The 22500-nt window shown below is 64.8% G+C and carries 21 protein-coding genes; 10 read left to right on the plus strand and 11 right to left on the minus strand.

Annotated elements, in window-relative coordinates:
- The first annotated feature begins 122 nt into the window (after nucleotides 1-122).
- The 4 genes from VJV41_RS09050 to pe all read left to right on the plus strand — a co-directional run bounded on the left by VJV41_RS09050 (nucleotide 123) and on the right by pe (nucleotide 7620).
- On the plus strand, nucleotides 123-1544 hold the full coding sequence (locus tag VJV41_RS09050; RefSeq protein WP_325332962.1) for a condensation domain-containing protein: 1422 nt from the start codon (nucleotides 123-125) through the stop codon (nucleotides 1542-1544).
- Between the two features lie 30 nt (nucleotides 1545-1574).
- A complete protein-coding gene (locus VJV41_RS09055; protein WP_325332963.1) occupies nucleotides 1575-4562 on the plus strand; it encodes an RND family transporter in 2988 nt (995 codons plus the stop codon).
- A 106-nt stretch (nucleotides 4563-4668) separates the two neighbouring features.
- Nucleotides 4669-6429, plus strand: coding sequence for an AMP-binding protein (locus VJV41_RS09060; RefSeq protein WP_325332964.1), 1761 nt, complete (start codon nucleotides 4669-4671; stop codon nucleotides 6427-6429).
- 54 nt (nucleotides 6430-6483) lie between these two features.
- Nucleotides 6484-7620: an acyltransferase PE gene (gene pe / locus VJV41_RS09065; RefSeq protein WP_325332965.1), complete on the plus strand. Its 1137-nt coding sequence runs from the start codon at nucleotides 6484-6486 to the stop codon at nucleotides 7618-7620.
- On the opposite strand, the gene VJV41_RS09070 is transcribed toward pe, so the two are convergent.
- A complete protein-coding gene (locus tag VJV41_RS09070) occupies nucleotides 7617-8297 on the minus strand; it encodes a GAP family protein (RefSeq protein ID WP_325332966.1) in 681 nt (226 codons plus the stop codon). The two genes, pe and VJV41_RS09070, sit on opposite strands and share 4 nt — an antisense overlap.
- Before the next feature lie 67 nt (nucleotides 8298-8364).
- Here VJV41_RS09070 and VJV41_RS09075 point away from each other — a divergent pair, with 67 nt between their 5' ends.
- Entirely contained in the window at nucleotides 8365-8850 is a 486-nt protein-coding gene (locus tag VJV41_RS09075; RefSeq protein WP_325332967.1) for a flavin reductase family protein, read from the plus strand.
- On the opposite strand, the gene VJV41_RS09080 is transcribed toward VJV41_RS09075, so the two are convergent.
- The 5 genes from VJV41_RS09080 to VJV41_RS09100 form a co-directional block, all read right to left on the minus strand.
- Complete coding sequence (locus tag VJV41_RS09080) at nucleotides 8851-9006, minus strand: hypothetical protein (RefSeq protein ID WP_325333007.1); 156 nt, start codon at nucleotides 9004-9006, stop codon at nucleotides 8851-8853.
- Between the two features lie 67 nt (nucleotides 9007-9073).
- Nucleotides 9074-9826 (minus strand): succinate dehydrogenase/fumarate reductase iron-sulfur subunit, encoded by a 753-nt coding sequence (locus tag VJV41_RS09085; protein WP_325332968.1) that lies wholly within the window; start codon nucleotides 9824-9826, stop codon nucleotides 9074-9076.
- Entirely contained in the window at nucleotides 9826-11751 is a 1926-nt protein-coding gene (locus tag VJV41_RS09090) for a fumarate reductase/succinate dehydrogenase flavoprotein subunit (protein ID WP_325332969.1), read from the minus strand. The genes VJV41_RS09085 and VJV41_RS09090 overlap by 1 nt, the downstream gene beginning before the upstream one ends.
- 41 nt (nucleotides 11752-11792) lie before the next feature.
- Nucleotides 11793-12623 (minus strand): hypothetical protein, encoded by an 831-nt coding sequence (locus VJV41_RS09095; protein WP_325332970.1) that lies wholly within the window; start codon nucleotides 12621-12623, stop codon nucleotides 11793-11795.
- A 45-nt stretch (nucleotides 12624-12668) separates the two neighbouring features.
- The gene (locus tag VJV41_RS09100) at nucleotides 12669-12959 is read right to left on the minus strand and encodes a hypothetical protein (protein ID WP_325332971.1); all 291 of its coding nucleotides are present in this window, start codon (nucleotides 12957-12959) and stop codon (nucleotides 12669-12671) included.
- Nucleotides 12960-13068: 109 nt separating this feature from the next.
- On the opposite strand from VJV41_RS09100, the gene VJV41_RS09105 reads away from it, so the two are divergent.
- Nucleotides 13069-13827 carry an isocitrate lyase/phosphoenolpyruvate mutase family protein gene (locus VJV41_RS09105; RefSeq protein ID WP_325332972.1) on the plus strand — a complete coding sequence of 253 codons (759 nt, stop codon included), beginning with the start codon at nucleotides 13069-13071 and terminating at the stop codon, nucleotides 13825-13827.
- A gap of 10 nt (nucleotides 13828-13837) precedes the next feature.
- Nucleotides 13838-14203, plus strand: a complete 366-nt coding sequence (locus VJV41_RS09110; protein ID WP_325332973.1) for a hypothetical protein — start codon at nucleotides 13838-13840, stop codon at nucleotides 14201-14203.
- A 90-nt stretch (nucleotides 14204-14293) separates the two neighbouring features.
- Here the strand turns inward: VJV41_RS09110 and VJV41_RS09115 are convergent, their stop codons facing one another.
- Nucleotides 14294-14728, minus strand: a complete 435-nt coding sequence (locus tag VJV41_RS09115) for an Hsp20/alpha crystallin family protein (protein WP_325332974.1) — start codon at nucleotides 14726-14728, stop codon at nucleotides 14294-14296.
- A 203-nt stretch (nucleotides 14729-14931) separates the two neighbouring features.
- Here VJV41_RS09115 and nirB point away from each other — a divergent pair, with 203 nt between their 5' ends.
- From nirB to fdxA, 3 genes are all read left to right on the plus strand, one after another.
- Nucleotides 14932-17484: a nitrite reductase large subunit NirB gene (gene nirB / locus VJV41_RS09120; RefSeq protein ID WP_325332975.1), complete on the plus strand. Its 2553-nt coding sequence runs from the start codon at nucleotides 14932-14934 to the stop codon at nucleotides 17482-17484.
- Complete coding sequence (nirD, locus tag VJV41_RS09125; RefSeq protein WP_325332976.1) at nucleotides 17481-17825, plus strand: nitrite reductase small subunit NirD; 345 nt, start codon at nucleotides 17481-17483, stop codon at nucleotides 17823-17825. Before nirB ends, nirD begins: the two co-directional genes overlap by 4 nt.
- Before the next feature lie 130 nt (nucleotides 17826-17955).
- Nucleotides 17956-18306 carry a ferredoxin gene (gene fdxA / locus VJV41_RS09130; protein WP_325332977.1) on the plus strand — a complete coding sequence of 117 codons (351 nt, stop codon included), beginning with the start codon at nucleotides 17956-17958 and terminating at the stop codon, nucleotides 18304-18306.
- Here the strand turns inward: fdxA and VJV41_RS09135 are convergent.
- The 4 genes from VJV41_RS09135 to VJV41_RS09150 all read right to left on the minus strand — a co-directional run bounded on the left by VJV41_RS09135 (nucleotide 18233) and on the right by VJV41_RS09150 (nucleotide 22492).
- Nucleotides 18233-18958 (minus strand): sirohydrochlorin chelatase, encoded by a 726-nt coding sequence (locus VJV41_RS09135; protein WP_325332978.1) that lies wholly within the window; start codon nucleotides 18956-18958, stop codon nucleotides 18233-18235. The genes fdxA and VJV41_RS09135 overlap by 74 nt on opposite strands.
- Nucleotides 18955-20103 (minus strand): uroporphyrinogen-III synthase, encoded by a 1149-nt coding sequence (locus VJV41_RS09140; RefSeq protein ID WP_325332979.1) that lies wholly within the window; start codon nucleotides 20101-20103, stop codon nucleotides 18955-18957. Before VJV41_RS09140 ends, VJV41_RS09135 begins: the two co-directional genes overlap by 4 nt.
- A gap of 121 nt (nucleotides 20104-20224) precedes the next feature.
- Entirely contained in the window at nucleotides 20225-21619 is a 1395-nt protein-coding gene (locus VJV41_RS09145; RefSeq protein ID WP_325332980.1) for a nitrate/nitrite transporter, read from the minus strand.
- A gap of 96 nt (nucleotides 21620-21715) precedes the next feature.
- Complete coding sequence (locus VJV41_RS09150) at nucleotides 21716-22492, minus strand: class I SAM-dependent methyltransferase (protein ID WP_325332981.1); 777 nt, start codon at nucleotides 22490-22492, stop codon at nucleotides 21716-21718.
- Nucleotides 22493-22500: the final 8 nt, after the last annotated feature.

Raw genomic sequence — 22500 nt, forward strand, 5'->3', positions numbered from 1 at the left:
GTAGCTGGCCGGGGCTCGGCCTGCGCCGGGTGCCTGCGGTGAAACCGGGGGTATGTTGACGCAGCAACGGGCCATGCCGGACCCGGAGCCGGCGATAGCGGGAGTACGGAGAGGACCGAGTTTTGCGCATCGGGAAAATCACGGTTGGCGCACTTGAAGAATGGTCGTTGAAACCGGGGTCGGTCACCTCCTGGCATCCGACCGCCGAGGCGCAGGAGAAGGCGCTCCGAGCAAAGATCAGCCCGGTCCCGGTTAGCTACATGCAAGGCCAGCACCTTCGTAACTACAGCGAACGGACATCGGCGGGGCTGAACTTTTCCCGGCAAATCATCGCGAGCTGTGACGTGGCCGGCCAGTGCGACATCCCTGCCATGGATCACGCGGTCAACGAGTACTTGCGGCGGCACGACACGTTCCGCAGTTGGTTCGAACAGACCTCGGACGGCGAGTTCGTCCGGCATTCGATCGACGATCCGGCTGACATCGAATTCGTACCAATCGATCAGGGCCACCTGACCGTCGACGAGATCCGCGCGCATGTCGTGGACATCCCGAGTCCGCTGGAATGGGGCTGCTTCACGTTCGGCATCGTCCAGCACGACGGGCACTTCACCTTCTTCGCCGCGATGGATCACGTACACGGCGACGCGACGCTGATCGGCACCACCATGATGGAAGCCAACGGCATGTATTCGGCGTTGAGCGGCGGCGGTCAGGCCCTTACGCTTCCGGATGCCGGTAGCTATGACGATTTCTGTGTCCGCGAGCGCGAAAACACCTCAGCGCTGACGGTGGATTCGCCAGGGGTACGCGCCTGGATTGACTTCGCCGAGAACAACGCTGACGGCTTTCCCGAATTTCCGCTCCCGCTCGGCGATCCGAAGGAGTCGACCACCAGCGGCATGACCTCTGAAATCCTGATGGACACCGCACAGACGGAACGCTTCGAGTCAGCCTGCACCGCGGCCGGCGCCCGCTTCGTCGGCGGCTTGTTCGCTTGTCTCGGCCTGGTGGAGCACGAGTTCACCGGTGCTCTCACCTACTACGGGCTCACTCCGAGGGATTCCCGCACAGCCAGCGACAATTTCATGACGCAGGGCTGGTTTACCGGCTTGATCCCGATCACCGTACCGATAGCAGCGACCTCATTCAGCGACGCCGCATGGGCAGCGCAGGCCTCTTTCGATTCGGGCCTGGACATGTCGAGAGTGCCGTACTACCGCGTGCTGGAATTGGCACCGTGGTTGAAATGGCCGCAGCCGAACTTCCCGGTGTCGAACTTCTTGCACGGCGGCGCCGCTCCGCTCAACGCCATCCTCGCGGCAGCCGATATGGGCCTCGCGAATAACGTCGGCATCTACCCTGACGGACGGTTTTCGTATCAGCTGACTATCTACATTTTTCGGTACGGCGAGGGCACGGTGATGGCGATCATGCATCCCGACAACCCGGTTGCCCAGAAATCGGTTACCCGCTACATGGAGGCAATGAAGTCGGTATCTGTACGGGTCGCTGACAGCGGGCACTGGGGACGCATCGCATAGCGTGGAGCAATTCCAGAGGGTGAGGGCGATATGCGACGGCTAGCCGATCTCGTGGTGCGGTTGCCCTGGGTGGTCATAGGGGTTTGGGTCGCGATTGCGGTGGCACTCCCGCTGACCTTCCCGAGCTTGAACGAGATGGCCCAGCGGCATCCGCTCGCGATCCTGCCCAGCGACGCCCCATCGAGTGTCGCGGCTCGGCAGATGACCGACGCGTTTCATGAATCGGGCTCGGAGAACCTTCTCGTCGTTGCTTTCATCAGCAAATCCGGGCTCAAGCCCGCCGACGAGACCACCTACCGCAAGGTGGTGGACGCGCTGCGCGACGACGTCACAGATGTCGTGATGGTTCAGGACTTCTTCACCACACCGCAGTTGCGCCCGTTCCTGACGAGCAAGGACAAGACGACCTGGGTGTTGCCGGTCGGTCTTGCGGGCGAGTTGGGCACGCCGCGCGCCTACGAGGCCTATAACCGAGTTGCCGCCATCGTCAAACACAGTGTCTCCGCTGCCGCTGGGTCTTCACTGGACGTGCATGTCACCGGACCCGCGGCCACTGTTGCCGACCTCACCGTCGCGGGCGAACACGATCGCCTCCCGATTGAGATTGCGATCGGTGTCCTGGTAGTTCTCGTGCTGCTGGTGGTGTATCGCAACCTGATCACCATGCTGCTGCCGCTGGCGGCGATCGGAGCGTCCTTGGTGACCGCACAGGCCGTGGTGGCCGGCGTCTCTGATCTCTTCGGAATCGGTGTTTCAAACCAGTCCGTCATATTTCTGTCCGCGATGATCGCCGGCGCGGGGACCGATTATGCGGTTTTTCTCATCAGCCGCTATCACGACTATCTGCGACAAGGCGCAGATCTCGATGACGCGGTGAGGCGGGCGTTGATCTCGATCGGCAAGGTGATCACTGCCTCCGCCGCCACGGTGGGAATCACTTTCCTCGGGATCAGCTTCGCCCGGATGGGGGTGTTCTCCACGGTCGGTGTGGCGTGCGCGATCGGGGTCGGGGTGGCATACCTCGCCGCGGTCACTCTGCTGCCGGCCATCCTTGTCCTGGCCGGGCCGCGCGGCTGGGTCAAACCGCGGCGCGAACTCACCGCCCGGTTCTGGCGGCGTTCGGGGATACGCATTGCGCGGCGGCCGAAGGCCCATCTGGTTGGGAGCCTGCTCGTGCTGATCATCCTCGCCAGCTGCGCGAGCCTGGTGCACTACAACTACGACGATCGCAAAGCGCTCGGGCCTTCGGCACCGAGCTCAATCGGGTACGCCGCGCTGGAACGCCATTTCCCCATCAGTCAGGCCGTCCCCGAATACATCCTCGTTCAGTCACCGCGCGACCTGCGCACACCGCAGGCCCTCGCAGACTTGGAGCAGATGGCACAGCGGGTCAGCCAACTGCCCAACATCGGTCTCGTCAGCGGCCTCACCCGACCCACCGGAGAGGTGCCGCAGGAGTTCAGAGCCACCTATCAGGCGGGCATCGTCGGCGATCGGATGGCCCAGGGCTCGGCCGTGATCAGCGACAACTCCAAGGATCTCAACCGATTGCAGAACGGGGCCGGCACCCTGGCCGCCAGCCTCAGCGATGTACGCGCTCAAATCAACCGAATCGCCCCCAGCATGCAGCGGCTGATCGACGCCGTCAGCTCGATGCGAAGCCAGTTTGGCGGAGACAAGTTGGTCAAGCAGGTCGAAACCGCCGCCCAGCTTGTGCAGAGCATCAATGCGCTCGGCAATGCCATGGGCATGAACTTCGCGACCGTCAGGGACATGTTCGGGTGGGTGGGTCCCGTGCTGGCGGCGCTCAACGGCAACGCGGTCTGCGATGCCAACCCTTCATGCAGCGATACCCGCATGCAGTTTCAGAAACTGATGGCCGCGCGTGACGACGGTCGCCTTGACCAGATCAATACGCTGGCCGGGCAACTGCAGGGGTTCGAGGACAAACAGACCCTCAACGCAACGGTGAAACAACTCAACGATGCGCTCTCGCAGTTCAGCTCGGCGATGCGCAGCATGGGTCTCGACAAACCCGGCGGACTGCAGGCGGGCCTGACCCAGGCCAGGCAGAACGCCAACCGGTTGGCAGACGGCAGCCAGCAGGTGGCGGGCGGAGTGGACCAACTCGTCGGCCAGGTCAAGCTGATGGGCGACGGACTCGACGAGGCCGCGGCGTTTCTGTTGGCAATGCGAAATGACGCGGCAGATCCGTCGATGGCGGGCTTCAATCTTCCGGCCCAGATTCTCCAACTCGACGACTTCAAGAAGGCCGCGAAGATTTACATCTCGCCCGATGGCCACACGGCCCGTTACCTGGTGCAGACCACACTCGATCCGTTCAGCGCCGAAGCGATGGATCAGGTGAATGCGATCACCGACGCCGCGAAAAGCGCGCAACCGAACACCCAACTGGCGGACGCCAAGATATCGATGGGCGGATTTCCGACCGCGCTGCGGGACACGCGCGACTACTACGAGCACGACATCCGGTTCATCATCATCGTGACGCTCGTCGTCGTGCTGCTCATCCTGATGGCGCTGTTGCGTGCGATTGTCGCGCCGCTCTATCTGGTTGGCTCCGTGGTCATCTCGTACTTTGCGGCGCTCGGTATCAGCGTCCTGACATTTCAATACTTACTCGGCCAGCAATTGCATTGGAGCGTGCCTCCACTGGCCTTCGTGGTGTTGGTCGCGGTGGGCGCCGACTACAACCTGCTCTTTGTGTCGCGAATGCGCGACGAGTCTCCGCACGGCATGCGGTACGGCGTCATTCGCACCCTGACGTCGACCGGCGGGGTGATCACTGCGGCTGGTTTGATCTTTGCCGCCTCGATGTCGGGTCTGCTGTTTTCCAACATCACCACGGTGGTCCAGGGCGGATTTTTGATCGGTGTCGGCGTCCTTCTGGACACCTTCCTGGTACGGACCGTCACGGTGCCAGCCATGGCCACGCTGGTGGGGCGGGCAAACTGGTGGCCCTCACGACTGAGCATGCAACGGTCGGTGCCGCGGTGACCAACGAGCCGCGCCCAGCCGGGTCAGCGCGCACCCGTGGGGTGTGTGAAACTACGAGACGAAGCCGAGCGAGCCGCCGGCTTCGACGAGTTGTTACGGACGGAATGTGACGCCTACGACGCTGCAGCCCCAGTCATCCATCCTCTCGATGCTGCACGGACGTGCCAGCCTGCGCCCCGACGACGACGCGTTCACGTTCACCGACTATGTCGGTGACGCGGCGGGTGTTTCCGAGAGTCTCACGTGGTCGCAGCTATCTCACCGAACCTTGAATATGGCACGCGAGTTCAGCCTTCACGCGTCAATCGGAGACCGGGCGGTGATCCTTGCTCCGCAAAGCCTGGATTACGTCGTGGCATTCCTGGGAGCCATGCAGGCCGGGCTCGTCGCGGTGCCGCTCCCGCTTCCCCACCGCGGTTCGAGTCACGATCGTCTGAGTGCGGTCTTGGCCGATACGTCGCCTTCCGTCGTCATCACGACGTCCGCGGTTGCCGACGACGTCACCGGGTACATCGATCAAGCACCGCTGGATGCGCTTCCGAAGGTCGTCGAAATCGACTCGATCAATCTGAACGCCGAGGGCGGCGCCGCCTTTTCGACAGCTGACTTTCCCCACACCGCGTACTTGCAGTACAGCTCGGGTTCGACCCGGCTGCCAACCGGAGTGATGATCTCGCACAGCAACCTCCAGACGAATTTCGAGCAGTTGATGCGCTCGTATTTCGGGGGTGCAAACGCCAAATCCTCGACGGATGCCACGTGGGTCTCGTGGTTGCCCTTCTACCACGACATGGGTTTGATGGTCGGCATCTGCGCACCCATCCTGAGCGGCCATCGCGCCGCGCTGATGAGCCCGACTGCGTTCGTGGAAAGCCCGGCCAGATGGATGCGGGCGCTGGCGCTGAATGCTCGTGCTTTTTCGGGGGCGCCTAACTTCGCCTTTGACCTGGCCGCCCGCAACACCACCGACAGTGACCTCGCCGGGCTCGACCTCGGCGGGGTGGTGGGCATCATCAACGGCGCCGAACGTGTCGAGCCGGCCACCTTGGAACGCTTCGCAGATCGGTTTGCGCACTTCAATTTTCGCGACCACATGCTGCGTCCTTCATACGGCCTTGCGGAGGCGACCGTCTTCGTGGCAAGTGGCACCTGGAGTGATTCGTCGGAGGCGGCCCGTTTCGATGTGGACGAATTATCCGCGGGACGCGCTGCGCGGTGTGCGCCCGGGACCGGCTCAGCCTTGGTGAGATACGAACTGCCGCAGTCGCCGGTGGTGCGGATCGTCGACGTCGACTCACACCGGCAATGCGCGCCGGACGTCGTCGGCGAGATCTGGGTGCATGGCGACAATGTCGCGGCCGGCTACTGGAGCAGGTCACCGGAGGAGCAGCAGTGCTTCGGCGCGACGCTCGTCGACCCTTCGCCCGGCACCGCTGACGGACCCTGGCTGCGAACCGGCGATTTGGGCTTCGTCTCCGACGGTGGGCTGTTCATTGTCGGCCGCATCAAGGACATGCTGATCATTCGCGGTCGTAACCATCATCCCGAGGACATCGAGGCCACGGTCCAAGAGATCACGCGCGGTCGGGTCGCGGCGATTTCGGTTCCGGTGAACAGTACCGAGAAGCTGGTGACCGTCGTCGAGGTCAAGAAGCGGGGAGATTCCACGACAGAGGCGACGCACTGGCTCAGTGAGGTCAAGAGCGATGTCACCTCGGCGATATCCAACGCGCACGGCCTGAATGTCGGGGATCTCGTACTGGTACCGCCCGGGTCGATTCCCACCACGACGAGCGGCAAGGTCCGGCGCGCCGCCTGCGCCGAGCAGTACCGGCAGGACCAGTTCGTTCGGTTGGACGCGGGGTAGGCGGAGTAGGGTCCGATTCAGTACAGACGCGTCGTCGGGCAGGCGGGAGTGGGAATGCGGAGGCTGTTCGCATCTGTCACTGCGCTGGTAACCGTCGGCGTCGCAGGGTGTTTCGGGTCCGGGATGGCGGCAGCCGATGACGCGCAAGCCGGCTGGACACCCGACCATGGCGCGCCGAGCGACGGGCCGCCGCCGTTGGGGACGCCCGGGCGAGGGTACGCGCTCGGCGGTGCGCACGTGCTGGGCATTCCGTACGACGAGTACATCAAGCGCACGGGTGCCGATTGGTTCCCAGGACTGGATCGGCAGATCGTCAACTACCCCGCGGGCCAGGTTCAGGGGCACGTCCTGGAACGGTTGTTTCCTGGCATCAGCCGGCTGCAGGACGGCTTTCCCGGCCTTGGTATCGACGGTCCGAGCATCGGCGAGTCGGTCGACGAGGGAGAGGGCAACCTCGAAGGGGCGATCCGCAGCGGTGGTCCCGGCACCGCGATCGGCTTGTCCGAGGGTGCGATGGTGCTCGACGCCGTACAGGCGAAGCTCGCGAACGATCCGACCGCGCCGCCGCCGAATACCTTGAGCTTCGCGACCTATGGCGACCCGTTGGCCAAGCACGCCTTCGGTGAGAGTTTCCTGACGCAGATGTTCCCCGTCGGCAGCGTCGTTCCGGCACTCGATTTCCGCATGCCGGCTCCGGTGGACAGCCAGTACGACACCCACCAATTCGTCTCTGCATACGACAGCATCGCCGACTGGCCAGACAGGCCGGACAACTGGATGTCGCTCCTCAACGCGGTCGTGGGCCTTGCGACCGGTCACACCGCGGTGGCGTTCACCAAACCGAGCAACGTACCGCCGCAGAACATCAGGACGACCGTCAACTCCCGAGGCGCGAAGACGACGACCTATCTGATTCCCGAGCAGCACCTTCCCCTGGTATTGCCCTTCAAATACCTCGGGGTGGATGAGGGCACTCTCAATCAGCTCGACGGCGTACTGAAGCCGATGGTGGATGCGGGCTATTCACGAAACGACGATCCGCTGACCGCTCCGATCACCGTGGATCCGGCGCGCGGCTACGACCCGGCTGCGGTCACCGCACCTGCGACCCAGGCGGCCTTCGGCGGTGGTGCCGATCCAGTGTCGCAACTCCTCGCCGGCATGCAGTACGTGTTGAATCACCCCGGCTAGAGTCCGGCCAACCCCGCGAACAGGAGCACGCAGCCGACCACGGCCAACAAGATGGTCACCGCTCGGCGCCGACGCGATCGCAGCCAGTCGTACAGCGCCGCCAGGGTCGCGCGGGTGCGTTCGGGTGCGATCAGGTAGCAGATCAGCGGGATCTCCACGAATCCGAACGCCACCACGTTGAACAGCAGCAAGGCACCGACCTGGGTGGCGGCTGCGGCACCCGAGGCGACGATGAGCGCCAGCACCGCGAGATAGTCGACGGACGGCAGCGCGATGCCGAGGCCCGCGACGCCCGCCGTCCACAGCGAACGGCCGTCGAGCAGTTGCCGGGTACGCGTCGCGAGGGCTCCCGATTCTCGGTCGGCTCGGCCCGCTCGGCCCACGCGCTTACCTCCCACGCGTCCCATTAGGCCTGTGGCCACCAGTGCAGCGTTGACCAGCAGCACCGCACCGACCACGATCTGCACTCTGGGCAGGGTGAAATGGGCCGACCCCAAGGCCGGCCGCAGCACGAACAGCACGATCACGCCCACCGTGGTGCCCATCGTGAAGCCGCCAGCGAGGAAGGCGAGTAGCTGTAGCCGCGGCCGCGGCCGGTTGATCATCAGGACCGTCATGCCGATCCGGAACGGCTCCAGGCTGACCGCAACGGCCATCGCCAGGAGCGTGATCCACATGACGACGTCAGGTTACCGCCCGCCGGGCCGTGGCCACCGTGCACGGGTGCATGAAAAGATGGAACCGATGAGCGCTGACGATCTGACCCCGACCACGCTGCGGGATGCTTTTGGCCATTTCCCGTCCGGCGTCATCGCGATCGCCGCCGAGGTGGACGGCACCCGGGTGGGACTGGCCGCGAGCACCTTCGTACCGGTCTCCCTCGACCCGCCGCTGGTGTCGTTCTGTGTGCAGAACACCTCCACGACGTGGCCCAAGCTGAAGGGCCTGCCTTATCTGGGCATCAGCGTCCTCGGCGAAGCTCATGACGACGCCGCCCGCACATTGGCCGCCAAGACCGGTGATCGGTTCGCGGGACTCGCGACGGTGTCACGCGACTCGGGTGCGGTGTTCGTCGACGGCACCGCCGTCTGGTTGGAGAGCGCAATCGAGCAATTGGTCCCAGCCGGGGATCACACCATCGTCATTCTGCGGGTGTGCGACATCACCGTGCATGCCGATGTCGCGCCGATTGTGTTTCACCGCAGCACATTTCGCCGGCTGGGCGCCTGACTAAGGACGCGCGCTGAGTTCGTCGCGATAGCCCTGGATGCGCTGTTCGATCTCGGCGGCATCCTCGGGACGCCCTTCCTTGCGGGCCAGCTCTGCTCGCGCGCTGAGCTCGCGGATCGCCGTACGAATGTCGTTGATGCTATGGGGCTCTCGCATGTTCACGATGCTGCCTTTCGTCGTTGATTGGCCGCTGTCATGAAGACTACCCACGACAGCCTGCGGCTCAACTCCTCCTGAACAACTTGTTACCGAGCCACACCACCGGGTCGTACTTGCGGTCGACCGCACGCTCCTTCAGCGGGATCAACGCGTTGTCGGTGATCTTGATGTGCTCGGGGCACACCTCGGTGCAGCACTTGGTGATGTTGCAGAAGCCCAGACCGTTCTCTTCCTGCGCCTGCTCCGGACGACGGCTGAGCGTGTCGAGCGGATGCATGTCGAGCTCGGTCTGCCGCATCAGGTAGCGCGGGCCGGCGAACGCCTTCTTGTTCTCCTCGTGGTCGCGCACCACGTGACAGGTGTTCTGGCACAGGAAGCACTCGATGCACTTGCGGAACTCCTGCGACCGGTTCACATCCTCCTGCATCATCCGGTACTCGCCGGGCTGCAGATCCTTCGGCGGCGTGAATGACGGGATTTCCCGGGCTTTTTCGTAGTTGAACGATACGTCGGTGACGAGGTCGCGGATCACCGGGAAGGTCCGTAGTGGTGTCACCGTGATGGTCTCGGCCGGGTCGAACGTCGACATCCGCGTCATGCACAGCAGGCGGGGCCGCCCGTTGATCTCAGCTGAACACGAGCCGCACTTGCCCGCCTTGCAGTTCCATCGCACGGCCAGGTCGCCCGCCTGCGTCTGCTGCAGCCGGTGGATGATGTCGAGCACCACCTCGCCCTCGTTGACCTCGACGGAGTAGTCCTTCAGCGCGCCGCCGTCATCGTCGCCCCGCCACACCCGCATCTTCGCTTGATAGGCCATCAGCTACTCCTTGCCGGGTGGTTGGCGAGCTCTTCAGGGGTGAAGTACTTTTCCAGCTCTTCGATGTCGACCAGCTCGAGTAGGTCACCCCGCATGGGCACCTGATCCTCGCGGGTGATGCTGACGTCGGGGACAACCGCGTCGCCTTCCGCCCGGCACACCAGCAGAACCTTGCGCCACGTCGGGTCCATCGACGGGTGGTCGTCGCGGGTGTGGCCGCCGCGGCTCTCGGTGCGCTCCAGTGCGGCCTTGGCCACGCATTCGCTGACCAGCAGCATGTTGCGTAGGTCAACCGCGAGATGCCAGCCGGGGTTGAACTGCTGATGGCCCTCGACATGCACATGCTTGAACCGCTCGCGCAGCTCGCTGAGCTTGCCCAGCGCCTCGGAGACCTCGTCGGCATTACGGATGATGCCGACCAGCGAGTTCATCGTGTCCTGCAGGTCAAGCTGCAAGGTGTACGGGTTCTCGGCGCTGTCGCCGTTGGTCGGACCTTCGAAGGGCGCCAGTGCCAGCTTGGCGGCCTCTTCGATGGCCTCCTCTGATGCCTTTGGCCGATCCGACAGCGCCCGGACGTAGTCCGATGCTCCGAGCCCGGCGCGGCGGCCGAAGACCAAGAGGTCCGACAGCGAGTTCCCGCCCAGCCGGTTGGAGCCGTGCATGCCGCCCGAACACTCGCCCGCGGCGAACAGCCCCGGCGTCTTGGCCGCGCCGGTGTCGGGATCGACCTCGATGCCACCCATGACGTAGTGGCAGGTCGGCCCGACCTCCATCGGCTCCTTGGTGATGTCGACCTCGGCCAGCTCCATGAACTGGTGATACATCGACGGCAGCCGGCGCTTGATCTCCTCGGCGGGCAGCCGCGACGCGATGTCGAGGAAGACGCCGCCGTGCGGCGAATTGCGCCCGGCCTTGACCTCAGAGTTGATGGCTCGGGCCACCTCGTCGCGCGGCAGCAGGTCAGGAGTGCGGCGCGCGGAGTCGTTGTCCTTCAGCCACTGGTCGGCCTCTTCGATGGATTCGGCGTACTGGCCTTTGAACACCGGAGGTATGTACTCGAACATGAAGCGGGTGCCCTCGGAGTTCTTCAGCACTCCGCCGTCGCCGCGCACACCCTCGGTGACCAAGATTCCCTTCACGCTGGGCGGCCACACCATGCCGGTCGGATGAAACTGGACGAACTCCATGTTGATCAGCGTCGCGCCGGCCCGCAGTGCCAGCGCGTGCCCGTCACCCGTGTACTCCCACGAGTTCGACGTCACCTTGTAGGACTTGCCGATTCCGCCGGTGGCCATCACCACCGCGGGCGCCTCGAACAGGATGAAACGCCCGCTCTCCCGCCAGTATCCGAACGCGCCGGCCACTCTTTTTTCACCGCCTGCGTCGTCCAAGATCAGGTCGGTGATGGTGCACTCGTGGAACACCTTGATGCGGGCCTCGTAGTCGCCGAACTCGGCCTTGTCCTCCTGCTGCAGCGAGACGATCTTCTGCTGCAGGGTGCGGATGATCTCCAGGCCGGTGCGGTCGCCGACGTGGGCCAGTCGCGGGTAGGTGTGCCCGCCGAAGTTGCGCTGGCTGATGCGGCCGTCCTTGGTGCGGTCGAAAAGCGCACCGTAGGTCTCGAGTTCCCAGACTCGGTCGGGCGCCTCCTTGGCGTGCAGCTCGGCCATTCGCCAGTTGTTCAGGAACTTCCCGCCGCGCATGGTGTCCTTGAAGTGGACCTGCCAGTTGTCCTTCGGGTTGGCATTGCCCATCGCGGCCGCGCAGCCGCCCTCGGCCATCACGGTGTGGGCCTTGCCGAACAACGACTTACAGACCACCGCGACCTTCAGGCCACGTTCACGCGCCTCGATGACCGCACGCAAACCCGCGCCGCCGGCACCGATCACGACGACGTCGTAGGAGTGCCGTTCAACTTCAGCCATTAATCCTCGCTCGCTAATTCGCCATACGTCAGAATGCGTTGTCAGCCAATGAATCTGAGATCAGAGATCGTCCCGCTGGCGACCAGCATGATGTAGAAATCGGTGAGCATCAGTGTGCCGAGCGTTACCCACGCGTACAGCTTGTGGCGGTTGTTGAGCACGCTCACCTGCGACCAGAACCAGTAGCGCACCGGATGTTTCGAGAAGTGCTTGAGGCGGCCTCCGACGATGTGCCGGCACGAGTGGCATGACAGCGTGTACACCCACAGCATGATCACGTTGATGACCAGAATCACGTTGCCCAAACCGAATCCGAAGCCGCCGGGGCCCTTGTCGGAGTGGAACGCGACGATCGCGTCGTAGGTGTTGATCACCGAGATGATCCCGGCGACATAGAAGAAATAGCGGTGCGTGTTCTGGATGATCAGCGGAATGCGGGTCTCGCCGGTGTATTTCGCGTGCGGTTCAGCCACCGCGCACGCGGTCGGGGACTGCCACACCGACCGGTAATAGGCGCCGCGGTAGTAGTAACAGGTCAGCCGGAACAACAGCAGGAAGGGCAGCGATAACGCCGCGAACGGAATCCACCACACGTCGGGGATGATCTGCGGCCAGAAGTGGCTGGCTTCGGGGATGCATCCCTTGCTCATGCACGGCGAGTAAAACGGCGTCAGGTAGTTGTATTCCGCTACGTAATAGTTGTTCTGAAGGAACGCCCGGACCGTCGCGTAGATCACGAACGCGGCGAAGCCCAGATCCACGATCAGCGGTGACTGCCACCACCGGTCGGTGCGCAGGGTGCGCTGTGGAATCTGGGCACGGCTCGGCGAGAAGACGCCGGTCGCCTTGCGGTCGGCGGTGGGTGCGCTCACTTTTCCCTTTCGGTGTGGTTATGACCCGATCAGACAGCCGCGACGCTAGCCTGCGACTCCTCGATCGTCCTCATCGCCCCAGAAGGCGGTGTCGTAAGGGGTGTCGGGGATCGGGATCTTCTCGCCGACCTGGTGGTGATGGCTCACGCCGCGGGCGAGTTCCAGCTCCTCGGCGTCAATATCAAGCCGGTCAATGTCATTGAGGAGGCGTTCGGCGTCGTTGACGATCCGGCGGGTGGCGGGGCTGTCCCCATACCTCGACGCTAGCGATGTCACGCACCGACGCAGGCTGCCGATAAGGTCGTGCAGCTCGGCAAGTTCTGTAGTGGTGGACAATTGACCTCCTTGGGCTGAAGGTGTCAGGGATCACATTACGACACCTGATGCTAGCCACATCATGCAGTTTGGAGTGAGACAGATCACGTCGGAAAGCGGAGGTAGGTCAGTGCCCAACCTTGTCTTGCAGCAGCGCGCGGAGGCGCTGCTCGCCTTGCACCAGCCGGGGAACCCGGTGGTGTTGCCGACGGTCTGGGACGCCTGGTCGGCGCGGCTAGCCGTGGATGCTGGATTCGTCGCGCTGACGGTGGGCAGTCATCCCATGGCCGACTCGGTCGGCAAGGCCGACCAGGAGGGTATGACGTTCGACGACGTGCTCACCCGCGTCAAGCAGATCACCGCCGCCGTTGACGTGCCGGTATCGGTCGACATCGAATCCGGCTATGGCGAAGCGCCCACCCGCCTGATCGAAGGACTGCTGGACGCCGGGGCCGTCGGACTGAACATCGAGGACACCGTGCACAGCGAGGGTGGGCGCCTGCGCTCATCCACCGAGCACGCCGAGCTGGTCGGCGCTCTTCGCAAGGCGGCCGACGATGCAGGCGTGCACGTGGTGATCAACGCCCGCACGGATCTGTTCCTCAGGCAGGACGGCGACGAATCCGACCGCGTCGACCGCGCGATCGCCCGACTCAAGGAAGCGGCGCAGGCCGGCGCCGATTCGCTCTACCCGGTCGGCCGCCACGACTCGGACACGTTGCGGCGCTTGGCCTCCGAGCTGCCTCTGCCGATCAATGCGATCGCGCTTCCCGACGAGTCCGACCCCGCGTCCTTCGGCCCGTTGGGCGTGGGCCGGATCAGCTTCGGCCCGTTCTTCCAGTACGCGCTATCCGCCCGCGCCAAGGAGATTTTGGCTCGCTGGGCTTAGCATTCCGGCCGTGAGCGACGACGACGAGTCCAACTGGCACGACCAGCAGCAGGTGGTGATTGCTGGCGGTGTAGCAGCCGCCGTCCTGCTGGCGTTGCTGGTGTGGGCCGTGATCCACACCGCCCACAAGTCGTCGAGACCCCCTGCGCCCGTCGAGTTCCCTTCCTCGTCGGCCACCTCGTCGAGGTACACCACGACCTCGAAGTCGACCACGAGTTACACGCTGCCGAGCGTGCAAACCAGCCAAGACAATCCAGTCGTCACCGGGCCCGCCCAGTCGACCGCCGAGGCTCCCGGCGACGACGAGACGTCGACGAGCGCCACGACCACCAACCCATATGTGACGACGACGCCGACAAACGCCGGCCATATCTAAGGGATGTGGCGGCGTTCATCTAGCTTCGGCGACGAGAACGACGATCCGGTGGAACCCTAAGGGTCCCACCGGATTCTGCTGTCGCTAGCCCTACTTGCTTTCGATTGCGATGTGCTGCGCCTCGGCACCCTTGTGGGCGGCGGCGACCCGTACGGTCAGCACACCCTTGTCGTATGACGCCGAGATGGCTTCACCGGTCACGTGAGTCGGCAGCTTGAAGGATCGGCGGAACGAGCCGTAGCGGACCTCACGCAGCGTGCGGCCGCCCGCTTCGTCGGCGCGCTCATCGCGGCGCTCGCCGCGGATCACCAGGTAGCCGCGATCGACCTCGACGTTGACGTCCTTCTCGACATCCACGCCGGGGAGCTCGACGCGGACCACCGCGTCATCACCGTCCTTGACGATCTCCGCGGCCGGTGTGAAGGCGCCGGCCAACCAGTCGTCGGCCGTCACCGGGCCGAAGAAGCCCCGTACCCAGCGATCGATGTCTCGTGCGGGATGCGTCCGTAACGCCAAAGTGCTCATTTGTTCTGTCTCCTCGGTTGCGGCGGCCGGCGCCGTGCCGGCCCGCTACTTGTAGAACTTGAGTTGACCCCACTCATGTTCCAGCTGTGCGTTCGCCGTCGGCGAACCGCTCACACCCAGTCGGGAAGGACAGTGAGGAGACCGTGATGGCCGGTTCACACAAGGCGACATTGCGGCAATATCGGCTGCTTAACCTCTGCGGCATGCGGTCTACAAGAAACGTCGTGGTCGTCGGCCACGGCATGGTCGGTCACCGGTTCGTCGAGGCGCTGCGGTCGCGCGACGGCGACGGCGCCTGGCGGGTGACCGTGCTCGCCGAGGAGAGCGACGCCGCTTACGACCGCGTGGGGCTCACTGGATACACCGACCACTGGGACCGCGGCCTGCTCGCGCTACCGGGCAACGACTACCGCGGCGACGAGCTGGTGGATCTGCGGTTGGGCAGCCGCGTCACCGAGATCGACCGGACGGCCAAATCGGTCATGACCGCGGACGGCGATCGCGTTGCCTACGACGCGCTGGTGCTCGCCACCGGCTCGTACGCCTTTGTACCGCCGGTGCCGGGTCACGACCTTCCGTCTTGTCACGTGTACCGGACGCTCGACGACCTCGACGCGATTCGCGCGGACGCGCAGCGTGCGGTCAACGGTGGCCATGCCCCGGTCGGTGTGGTGATCGGCGGCGGTCTGCTTGGCCTCGAGGCCGCTAATGCGTTGCGCCAGTTCGGCCTTCAGACCCACGTCGTCGAGATGGCCCCGCGCCTGATGGCCCAGCAGCTGGACGAGGCGGGCGGTGCACTGCTCGGCAGGATGGTCGGCGAGCTCGACATCACCGTGCATGTCGGTGTCGGCACCCAAGCCATCGAACCGGCACAACGCAATCGGCCCGTCCGGCGGTCCGCCGAACACGACTCGGTGCGGGTGAAGCTGAGCGACGGGACGGTCATCGACGCCGGCCTGGTCGTGTTCGCGGCTGGCGTGCGTCCCCGCGACGAGTTGGCAAGGGCAGCGGACATCGAGATCGCCGAGCGCGGCGGTGTGCTCACTGATTTATCTTGTGCGACGAGAGATCCCAACATCTATGCGGTCGGCGAGGTGGCCGCCATCGAGGGCCGATGCTACGGCCTGGTCGGCCCGGGCTACACCAGCGCCGAGGTCGTCGCCGACCGGCTGCTTGGCGGAGCCGCAGAGTTCCCCGAGGCCGACATGTCGACCAAGCTCAAGCTGCTCGGCGTCGACGTCGCCAGCTTCGGCGACGCGATGGGCGTCACGCCGAAATGCCTCGAGGTGGTTGTCAACGACGCAGTCAACCAGACCTACGCGAAGCTGGTGCTCTCCGATGATGCCAAGACGCTGCTCGGCGGCATCCTGGTCGGCGACGCGTCAGCGTACGGTGTGCTGCGGCCGATGGTCGGCGAGGCGTTGCCCGGCGACCCGATGGCGCTCATCGCTCCTGCCGGATCCGAGGGCGGCAGCGCCTTGGGGGTCGGCGCATTGCCGGCCGGCGCACAGATCTGCTCGTGCAACAACGTCACCAAGGGCGATCTGACCGAGGCCATCGCGGGCGGCTGCTGTGATGTTCCGGAGCTGAAGAAGTGCACTCTGGCGGGCACCTCGTGCGGCTCGTGTGTGCCTCTGCTCAAGCAGCTACTGGAGGCCGAGGGCGTCGAACAGTCCAAGGCGCTGTGTGAACACTTCAGCCAGTCGCGGGCCGAGCTGTTCTCGATCGTCTCCGCGACATCGATCCGGACCTTCACCGGGCTGATCGAACGGTTCGGCACCGGAAAGGGTTGCGACATTTGCAAACCCGCGGTCGCGTCGATACTGGCGTCTACCAGCTCCGAGCACATTCTGGACGGCGAGCAGGCGTCGCTGCAGGACTCCAACGACCACTTTCTGGCCAACATCCAGAAGAACGGCAGCTATTCGGTCGTGCCGCGGTCGCCGGGCGGTGAGATCACCCCAGAGCAGCTGATCCTGATCGGTGAGATCGCAAGGGATTTCAACCTGTACACCAAGATCACCGGCGGTCAACGCATCGACATGTTCGGCGCCCGGGTGGATCAGCTTCCGGAGATCTGGCGTCGCCTGGTCGACGGCGGCATGGAATCCGGCCACGCCTACGGCAAGGCGCTGCGGACGGTGAAGAGCTGTGTCGGCAGCACTTGGTGCCGCTATGGTCAGCAGGATTCCGTCGACATGGCGGTCAATATCGAGAAGCGCTACCGGGGCCTGCGCGCGCCGCACAAGATCAAGATGGCCGTCTCGGGGTGCGCACGCGAATGCGCGGAAGCACAGAGCAAGGACGTGGGTGTCATCGCCACCGAGAAGGGTTGGAACCTCTACGTCTGCGGCAACGGCGGTATGTCGCCGCGACACGCGCAGCTGTTGGCAGGCGATCTCGACGACGAGACCCTGATCCGCTACATCGATCGGTTCCTGATGTTCTACATCCGCACTGCCGACCGGCTGCAGCGCACTGCGCCGTGGCTGGAGGCGATGGAAGGCGGGCTTGACCATCTGCGTGACGTGGTCTGCAACGACTCGCTAGGCCTTGCCGCGGAGTTCGAAGAGGCCATCGAGCGCCATGTCGCCGGCTACGCCTGTGAGTGGAAGGGCGTGCTCGAGGACCCGGACAAACTGTCGCGTTTCGTCTCGTTCGTCAATGCGCCCGACGTCGCGGATCCCACCATCGAGTTCACAGAACAGTCGGGTCGGATAGTGCCCATCGGAATGCCAAAGGTGCCCCAAGGATGACTCTGCTCAACGATGTCCAGGTTTGGACGACCGCCTGCGCGTACGACTTTTTGATCCCCAACCGCGGGGTGGGGGTGCTGCTGCCCGACGGCGCACAGGTGGCGCTGTTCAAACTTGACGACGGTTCGCTGCACGCGGTCGGCAACATCGACCCGTTCTCCGGGGCGGCCGTGATGTCGCGCGGGATTGTCGGCGATCGCGGTGGTCGTCCGACCGTCCAGACGCCGATCAAGAAGCAGGCCTTCGCCCTTGACGACGGTGCCTGCCTCGATGACCCTGATGTCGCCCTGCCGGTCTACCCCACTCGAATCGTGGACGGCTCCGTGGAAATCGGTGCCTAATTACCCACCGCGAGCAGACGCAAAAGTGTCCATTTTGCGGTGATTTTGGGCAGTTTTGCGTCTGCTGGCGGACAAAAGTGAGGACTTTTGGCCCACGATTTCGGCGCAGGAGTTCAATACCGTCGAAAGCATGACCTACGTGATCGGTAGCGCATGCGTTGATGTCGTGGACAAGTCGTGCGTGGGCGAGTGCCCCGTCGACTGCATCTACGAGGGCGACCGCGTGATGTACATCAATCCCGACGAGTGCGTGGATTGCGGAGCATGCAAACTGATCTGCCGGATGGACGCGATCTACTACGAGACCGACCTGCCGGAAGATCAGTTACGGCACCTTGCCGACAACGCCGCTTTTTTCACCGAAATCCTGCCAGGGCGCGACGCTCCGCTAGGCGATCCTGGCGGTGCTAGTGCACTGGGACGGGTTGGTGTCGATACACCGCTTGTCGCAGGCCTTCCGCCGAATAGCGGGCACGACTGAACCGGTTCGCGATCAGCCGCACAAGACGCGGATGTGTGCCGAGCGGTTCGGTGACCACGTCCGCGCCGCTGGCTTGCAGTCGGTCCTGAAACAGACCGTCCGACAACAGGTATGACGCGACGACGATGCGTCCGCGCCGTTGCCGTCGAAGGGTGGCCACCGCGTCCGAAACTCGTGGCGTTCCTGTGGCGGCGAACGCCAACTCGACCCGGGAGCCGGTGATCGCCGACAGTCCCGTCGCGGTGGTATGCAAATCGCGCTGCGCCATCGGATCGGAAGTGCCAGCTGCCGCCAGGATGACCGAATCGTCTCGCCGCCAACCCGATTCGATCAGCCGGTCGGTCAGCACCCGGACCAGCTCGGGGCCGGGGCCGAGGGCTTCGGTCACCGTGACGTCGGGATGCCCGCTGGCCTCGACATGCGCAGGAATGTCACTGGTGACGTGATACCCGCGCGACAGAAACGCCGGCACCAACACCACGGGCTCGTCTGGCATCTGCCGCAGCACCTCGGATGGTGTAGGCCCGAGCACGTCGACGAACGAAACATTCACGGGGCGGCCCAAGCTCGCCGACACTCGTTCGGCGAGATCACCGATCAATTCCACACCCCGCTGTTTGCGGGTGCCGTGGGCGACCAATATCAGACTCATTGCGCGTGTGGCATTTCTTCGTCGACGGCGAGTCGGTAGCCCCGCTTCACCACCGTCGAGACGATGTTCTTGTCGCCCAACGCCGTTCGAAGACGCAGCACGGCCGTCTCCACCGCGTGCGTATCGGTGCCGCTGCCCGGCAGCGCGCTGAGCAGATCGGCTCGTGACACGACCGATCCCGGATGATGCGCCAGCGCGCGGATCGTGGCCATCGCTGCGGGCGACAGTGCTTTGACCGCACCGTCGACCAGCACACACGTACCACGGATCTCCAGCAGGTGCCCGGCCACGCGCACCGTGCGCGACTGCAGCAGCGGCAGCTCGTCGGTGATGTGGCGAGCCAACGCGCCCAAGCGCATTCGCTCGGGTGCCGACGTCGGGACGCCCAACCGCACCAGCGGCCGCGCGGTGACAGGGCCGACGCACATCGCATGCACAACTGTCCGGAACGCGCTCAAAACCTCGTCCTCGATGCCCATCTCGGCCGCACGCATCAACACTGACGCCACCGCGGGCGCCGACGTGAAGCTGACCGCGTCGAACCGCTCCTCGGCGATGCCGGCGACCAGCGCGTCGAAGTCGCCGTTGCGGGGCGCCGGATGCCAGCGGTACACCCGGATCGGCACCACTTCTGCGCCTGCCGCGCGCAACTCGTCGAGGAACTCCGGAAATGGGTCCCATTCGTCGGTCGCGCCGTGCAGCTGCACCGCGATGCGCTGCCCGGAAATCCCGCCCTCGACGAGGTAGTGCAGCAGCTCGCGGGACGACTCGGACTCCGGCGACCATTCCTCGGGCAAGCCCGCGGCGCGCAGAGCGCCGGTCGCCTTGGGGCCGCGGGAAACAATGCGCGCTTTGCCCAACGCGATGATCAGGTTGTTGGCCAGCCCCCAGCCGTCGGCGGCGGCCACCCAGCCCCGGAAGCCGATCCCTGTCGTAGCGATCACAATGTCGGGTGGAACGTCGATCAGCGCCTCGGTGTTGGCGCGCAGCTGTTGGTCGTCGGGCAGCGGCACCATCGCGATCGCAGCTGCACTGGTCACCGTGGCGCCGCGGCGTTTCAGCAGCGCACCCAGTTCGTCGGCACGTCGGGCCGACGTCACCGCCACCCGAAAGCCGGTGAGCGGCGCCCAGTCCGGCTCACTCATGATTCCTGTGTATGCGGCTCATGTTTCCAAGCGATTACTCGGCCGTTGCCGCGACGTGTCGCCCGGTGTGAGCAGGGCAACGCCGTTGTTGCCCTGCAGCCCTGACCGGAGACGAAGGAGGTCACGTCCGGGCCAAGTCCGAGGTGGGTTGCGACGTGTGAACGGCAGCCGATACCGGGGTCCGCACATACTTCACCCAGGTCACCACCGATGCCAGCACATAAAACGCCAGGAAGATCCAGAACGCCGACGTGGCGGAATGGCTGGTCAGATACGACTGCCGCAGCGCGAGGTTGATTCCGACACCGCCCAGCGCGCCGATCGCGCCGGCGAACCCGATCAGCGCCCCCGACATCGCGCGTGACCACGTCACCCGCTCGGCTTCGGTGACGTCGAGGGAGCGGCTGCGGGCCTCGAAGATCGACGGGATCATCTTGTAGACCGACCCGTTGCCGATGCCCGACAGCAGGAACAGCGCGATGAAGCCGATCACGTAACCGGCCAGCATCAAAGCCGTCGCCGGTCCCTTGGTGTTGTCGTCCATGGTGCTCGTCGCGACCAACACGCCGGCGCCGAGGATCATCCCGGCGAACACCCACAGTGTCACGCGGCCGCCACCGATGCGGTCGGCGAGCTTGCCGCCGTACACCCGCGACAGCGACCCGAGCAGGGGGCCGATGAACGCGATCTGGGCGGCGTGCAGCGACGCCTGGGACGCACTTTGACCGCCGGCGGTGAAGTTGATCTGCAGCACCTGGCCGAACGCGAACGCAAACCCGATGAATGAGCCGAACGTGCCGATGTAGAGCAGCGAAATCACCCAGGTGTCACGCTCCTTGAGGATCGCGCCCATCGCGGTGAAGTCGATCTTGTGCTGTTCCAGGTTGTTCATGAAGAATGCGGCGCCGACGCCTGCGACCGCCAGTGCGACGAGGTAGAACGCGCACACCCAGTAGGGCTGCCGGTTGCCGAGGGTGGCGATGACGAGCAGGCCGACGAGCTGGACCATCGGAACGCCGATGTTGCCGCCGCCGGCGTTGATGCCCAGCGCCCAGCCCTTGAGCCGCTGCGGGTAGAACGCGTTGATGTTGGTCATCGATGACGCGAAATTGCCGCCCCCGAAGCCGGCCAGCGCGGCGCACACCAGATACGGCCACAGCGGCAGACCGGGATGGGCCAGCAACCACATCGTCCCGAGAGTCGGGATCAGCAGCACGAACGCCGAGAACACCGTCCAGTTGCGGCCGCCAAAGGTCGCGGTGGCCAGCGTGTAAGGGATGCGCAGGCAGGCGCCGACGAGCGTCGCGGTCGCGCCGAGCAGGAATTTGTCGCCAGCGGAGAAGCCGTACACCGACTCGGGCATGAACAGCACCATCACCGACCAGATGGACCAGATCGAGAAGCCGATGTGCTCGGCCACCACCGACCAGATCAGGTTGCGGCGGGCGATGTACTTGTTACCGGCCTCCCAGGCGACGGTGTCTTCGGGATCCCAATCGGTGATGCGATGCGACATGCGGTTAACGCTAGGAACGCTTTATTGCCCGAAAGTGCTCCGCGATAACCCCGCCGTGAAATTCCGCTCACCTTTGCGCGGGCGGCCGTGTGAGATCTAATCGACGCGATGGGCGTGCACGACGGTGAACGGCAGATAGACGCGGCCGTCGTCGAGCAGGTCGGCGATCTTTTCGAACCGCGCGGCCACCTCGCGCATCTGCGCCAGCACTTCGGGAGGCATTTGCTCGGCAATCGCCTCGGGAAGCTCTCGGCCACCGCCGAACGCGAGCGCGTTGCCCAAATACGCGGTGGGGCCGAGGAAGTCGATGCGCCAACCGTTGGCCGTCAGGGTGTCGCGAAGATCGGATTCCGGCACGGAACCCATCGGTGCGATCACGCCGTTGATGTTGCCGTCCGAGAAGCACCACAGATGTAGTCGCGCACCGGGCCGCGTCGCGCGGTACAGCCCGGCGATGTACGCATGCCGGCCATCCTCGGCGAGGCAGTGGTACAAGGCGCTGTCGATGACCGTGTCGAATCGGCCGTCGTATCCCGTCAGGCTTGTGGCGTCGGCCACATCGAATGTGACGGAGACGCCGGCGTCGGCCGCGCGCCGGCGTGCCTCTTCGATCGCGGCAGGCGAACCGTCCAGCCCGGTGACCGAGTGTCCGCGCGACGCCAGGTAGATCGAGTTGTCGCCGAGGCCGCAGCCGATGTCGAGTACCTCACCCGAAATGCCGCCCAGCGCTTCGACTTCCATCAACCGCGGCTGCGCCTGATGAACGTCCCACGGAATAGCGGTGGGCGGAGGGCCGCCCTCGAACGCGGCTTCCCCGCGGTAGAGCTTGTCGAAGGCTTCGGGGTTGGGGCGGAAGGAGGCCGGAGTCGTCACCTCTTCCA

This window comes from Mycobacterium sp. (genome assembly GCF_035274705.1).
GTDB lineage: Bacteria > Actinomycetota > Actinomycetes > Mycobacteriales > Mycobacteriaceae > Mycobacterium.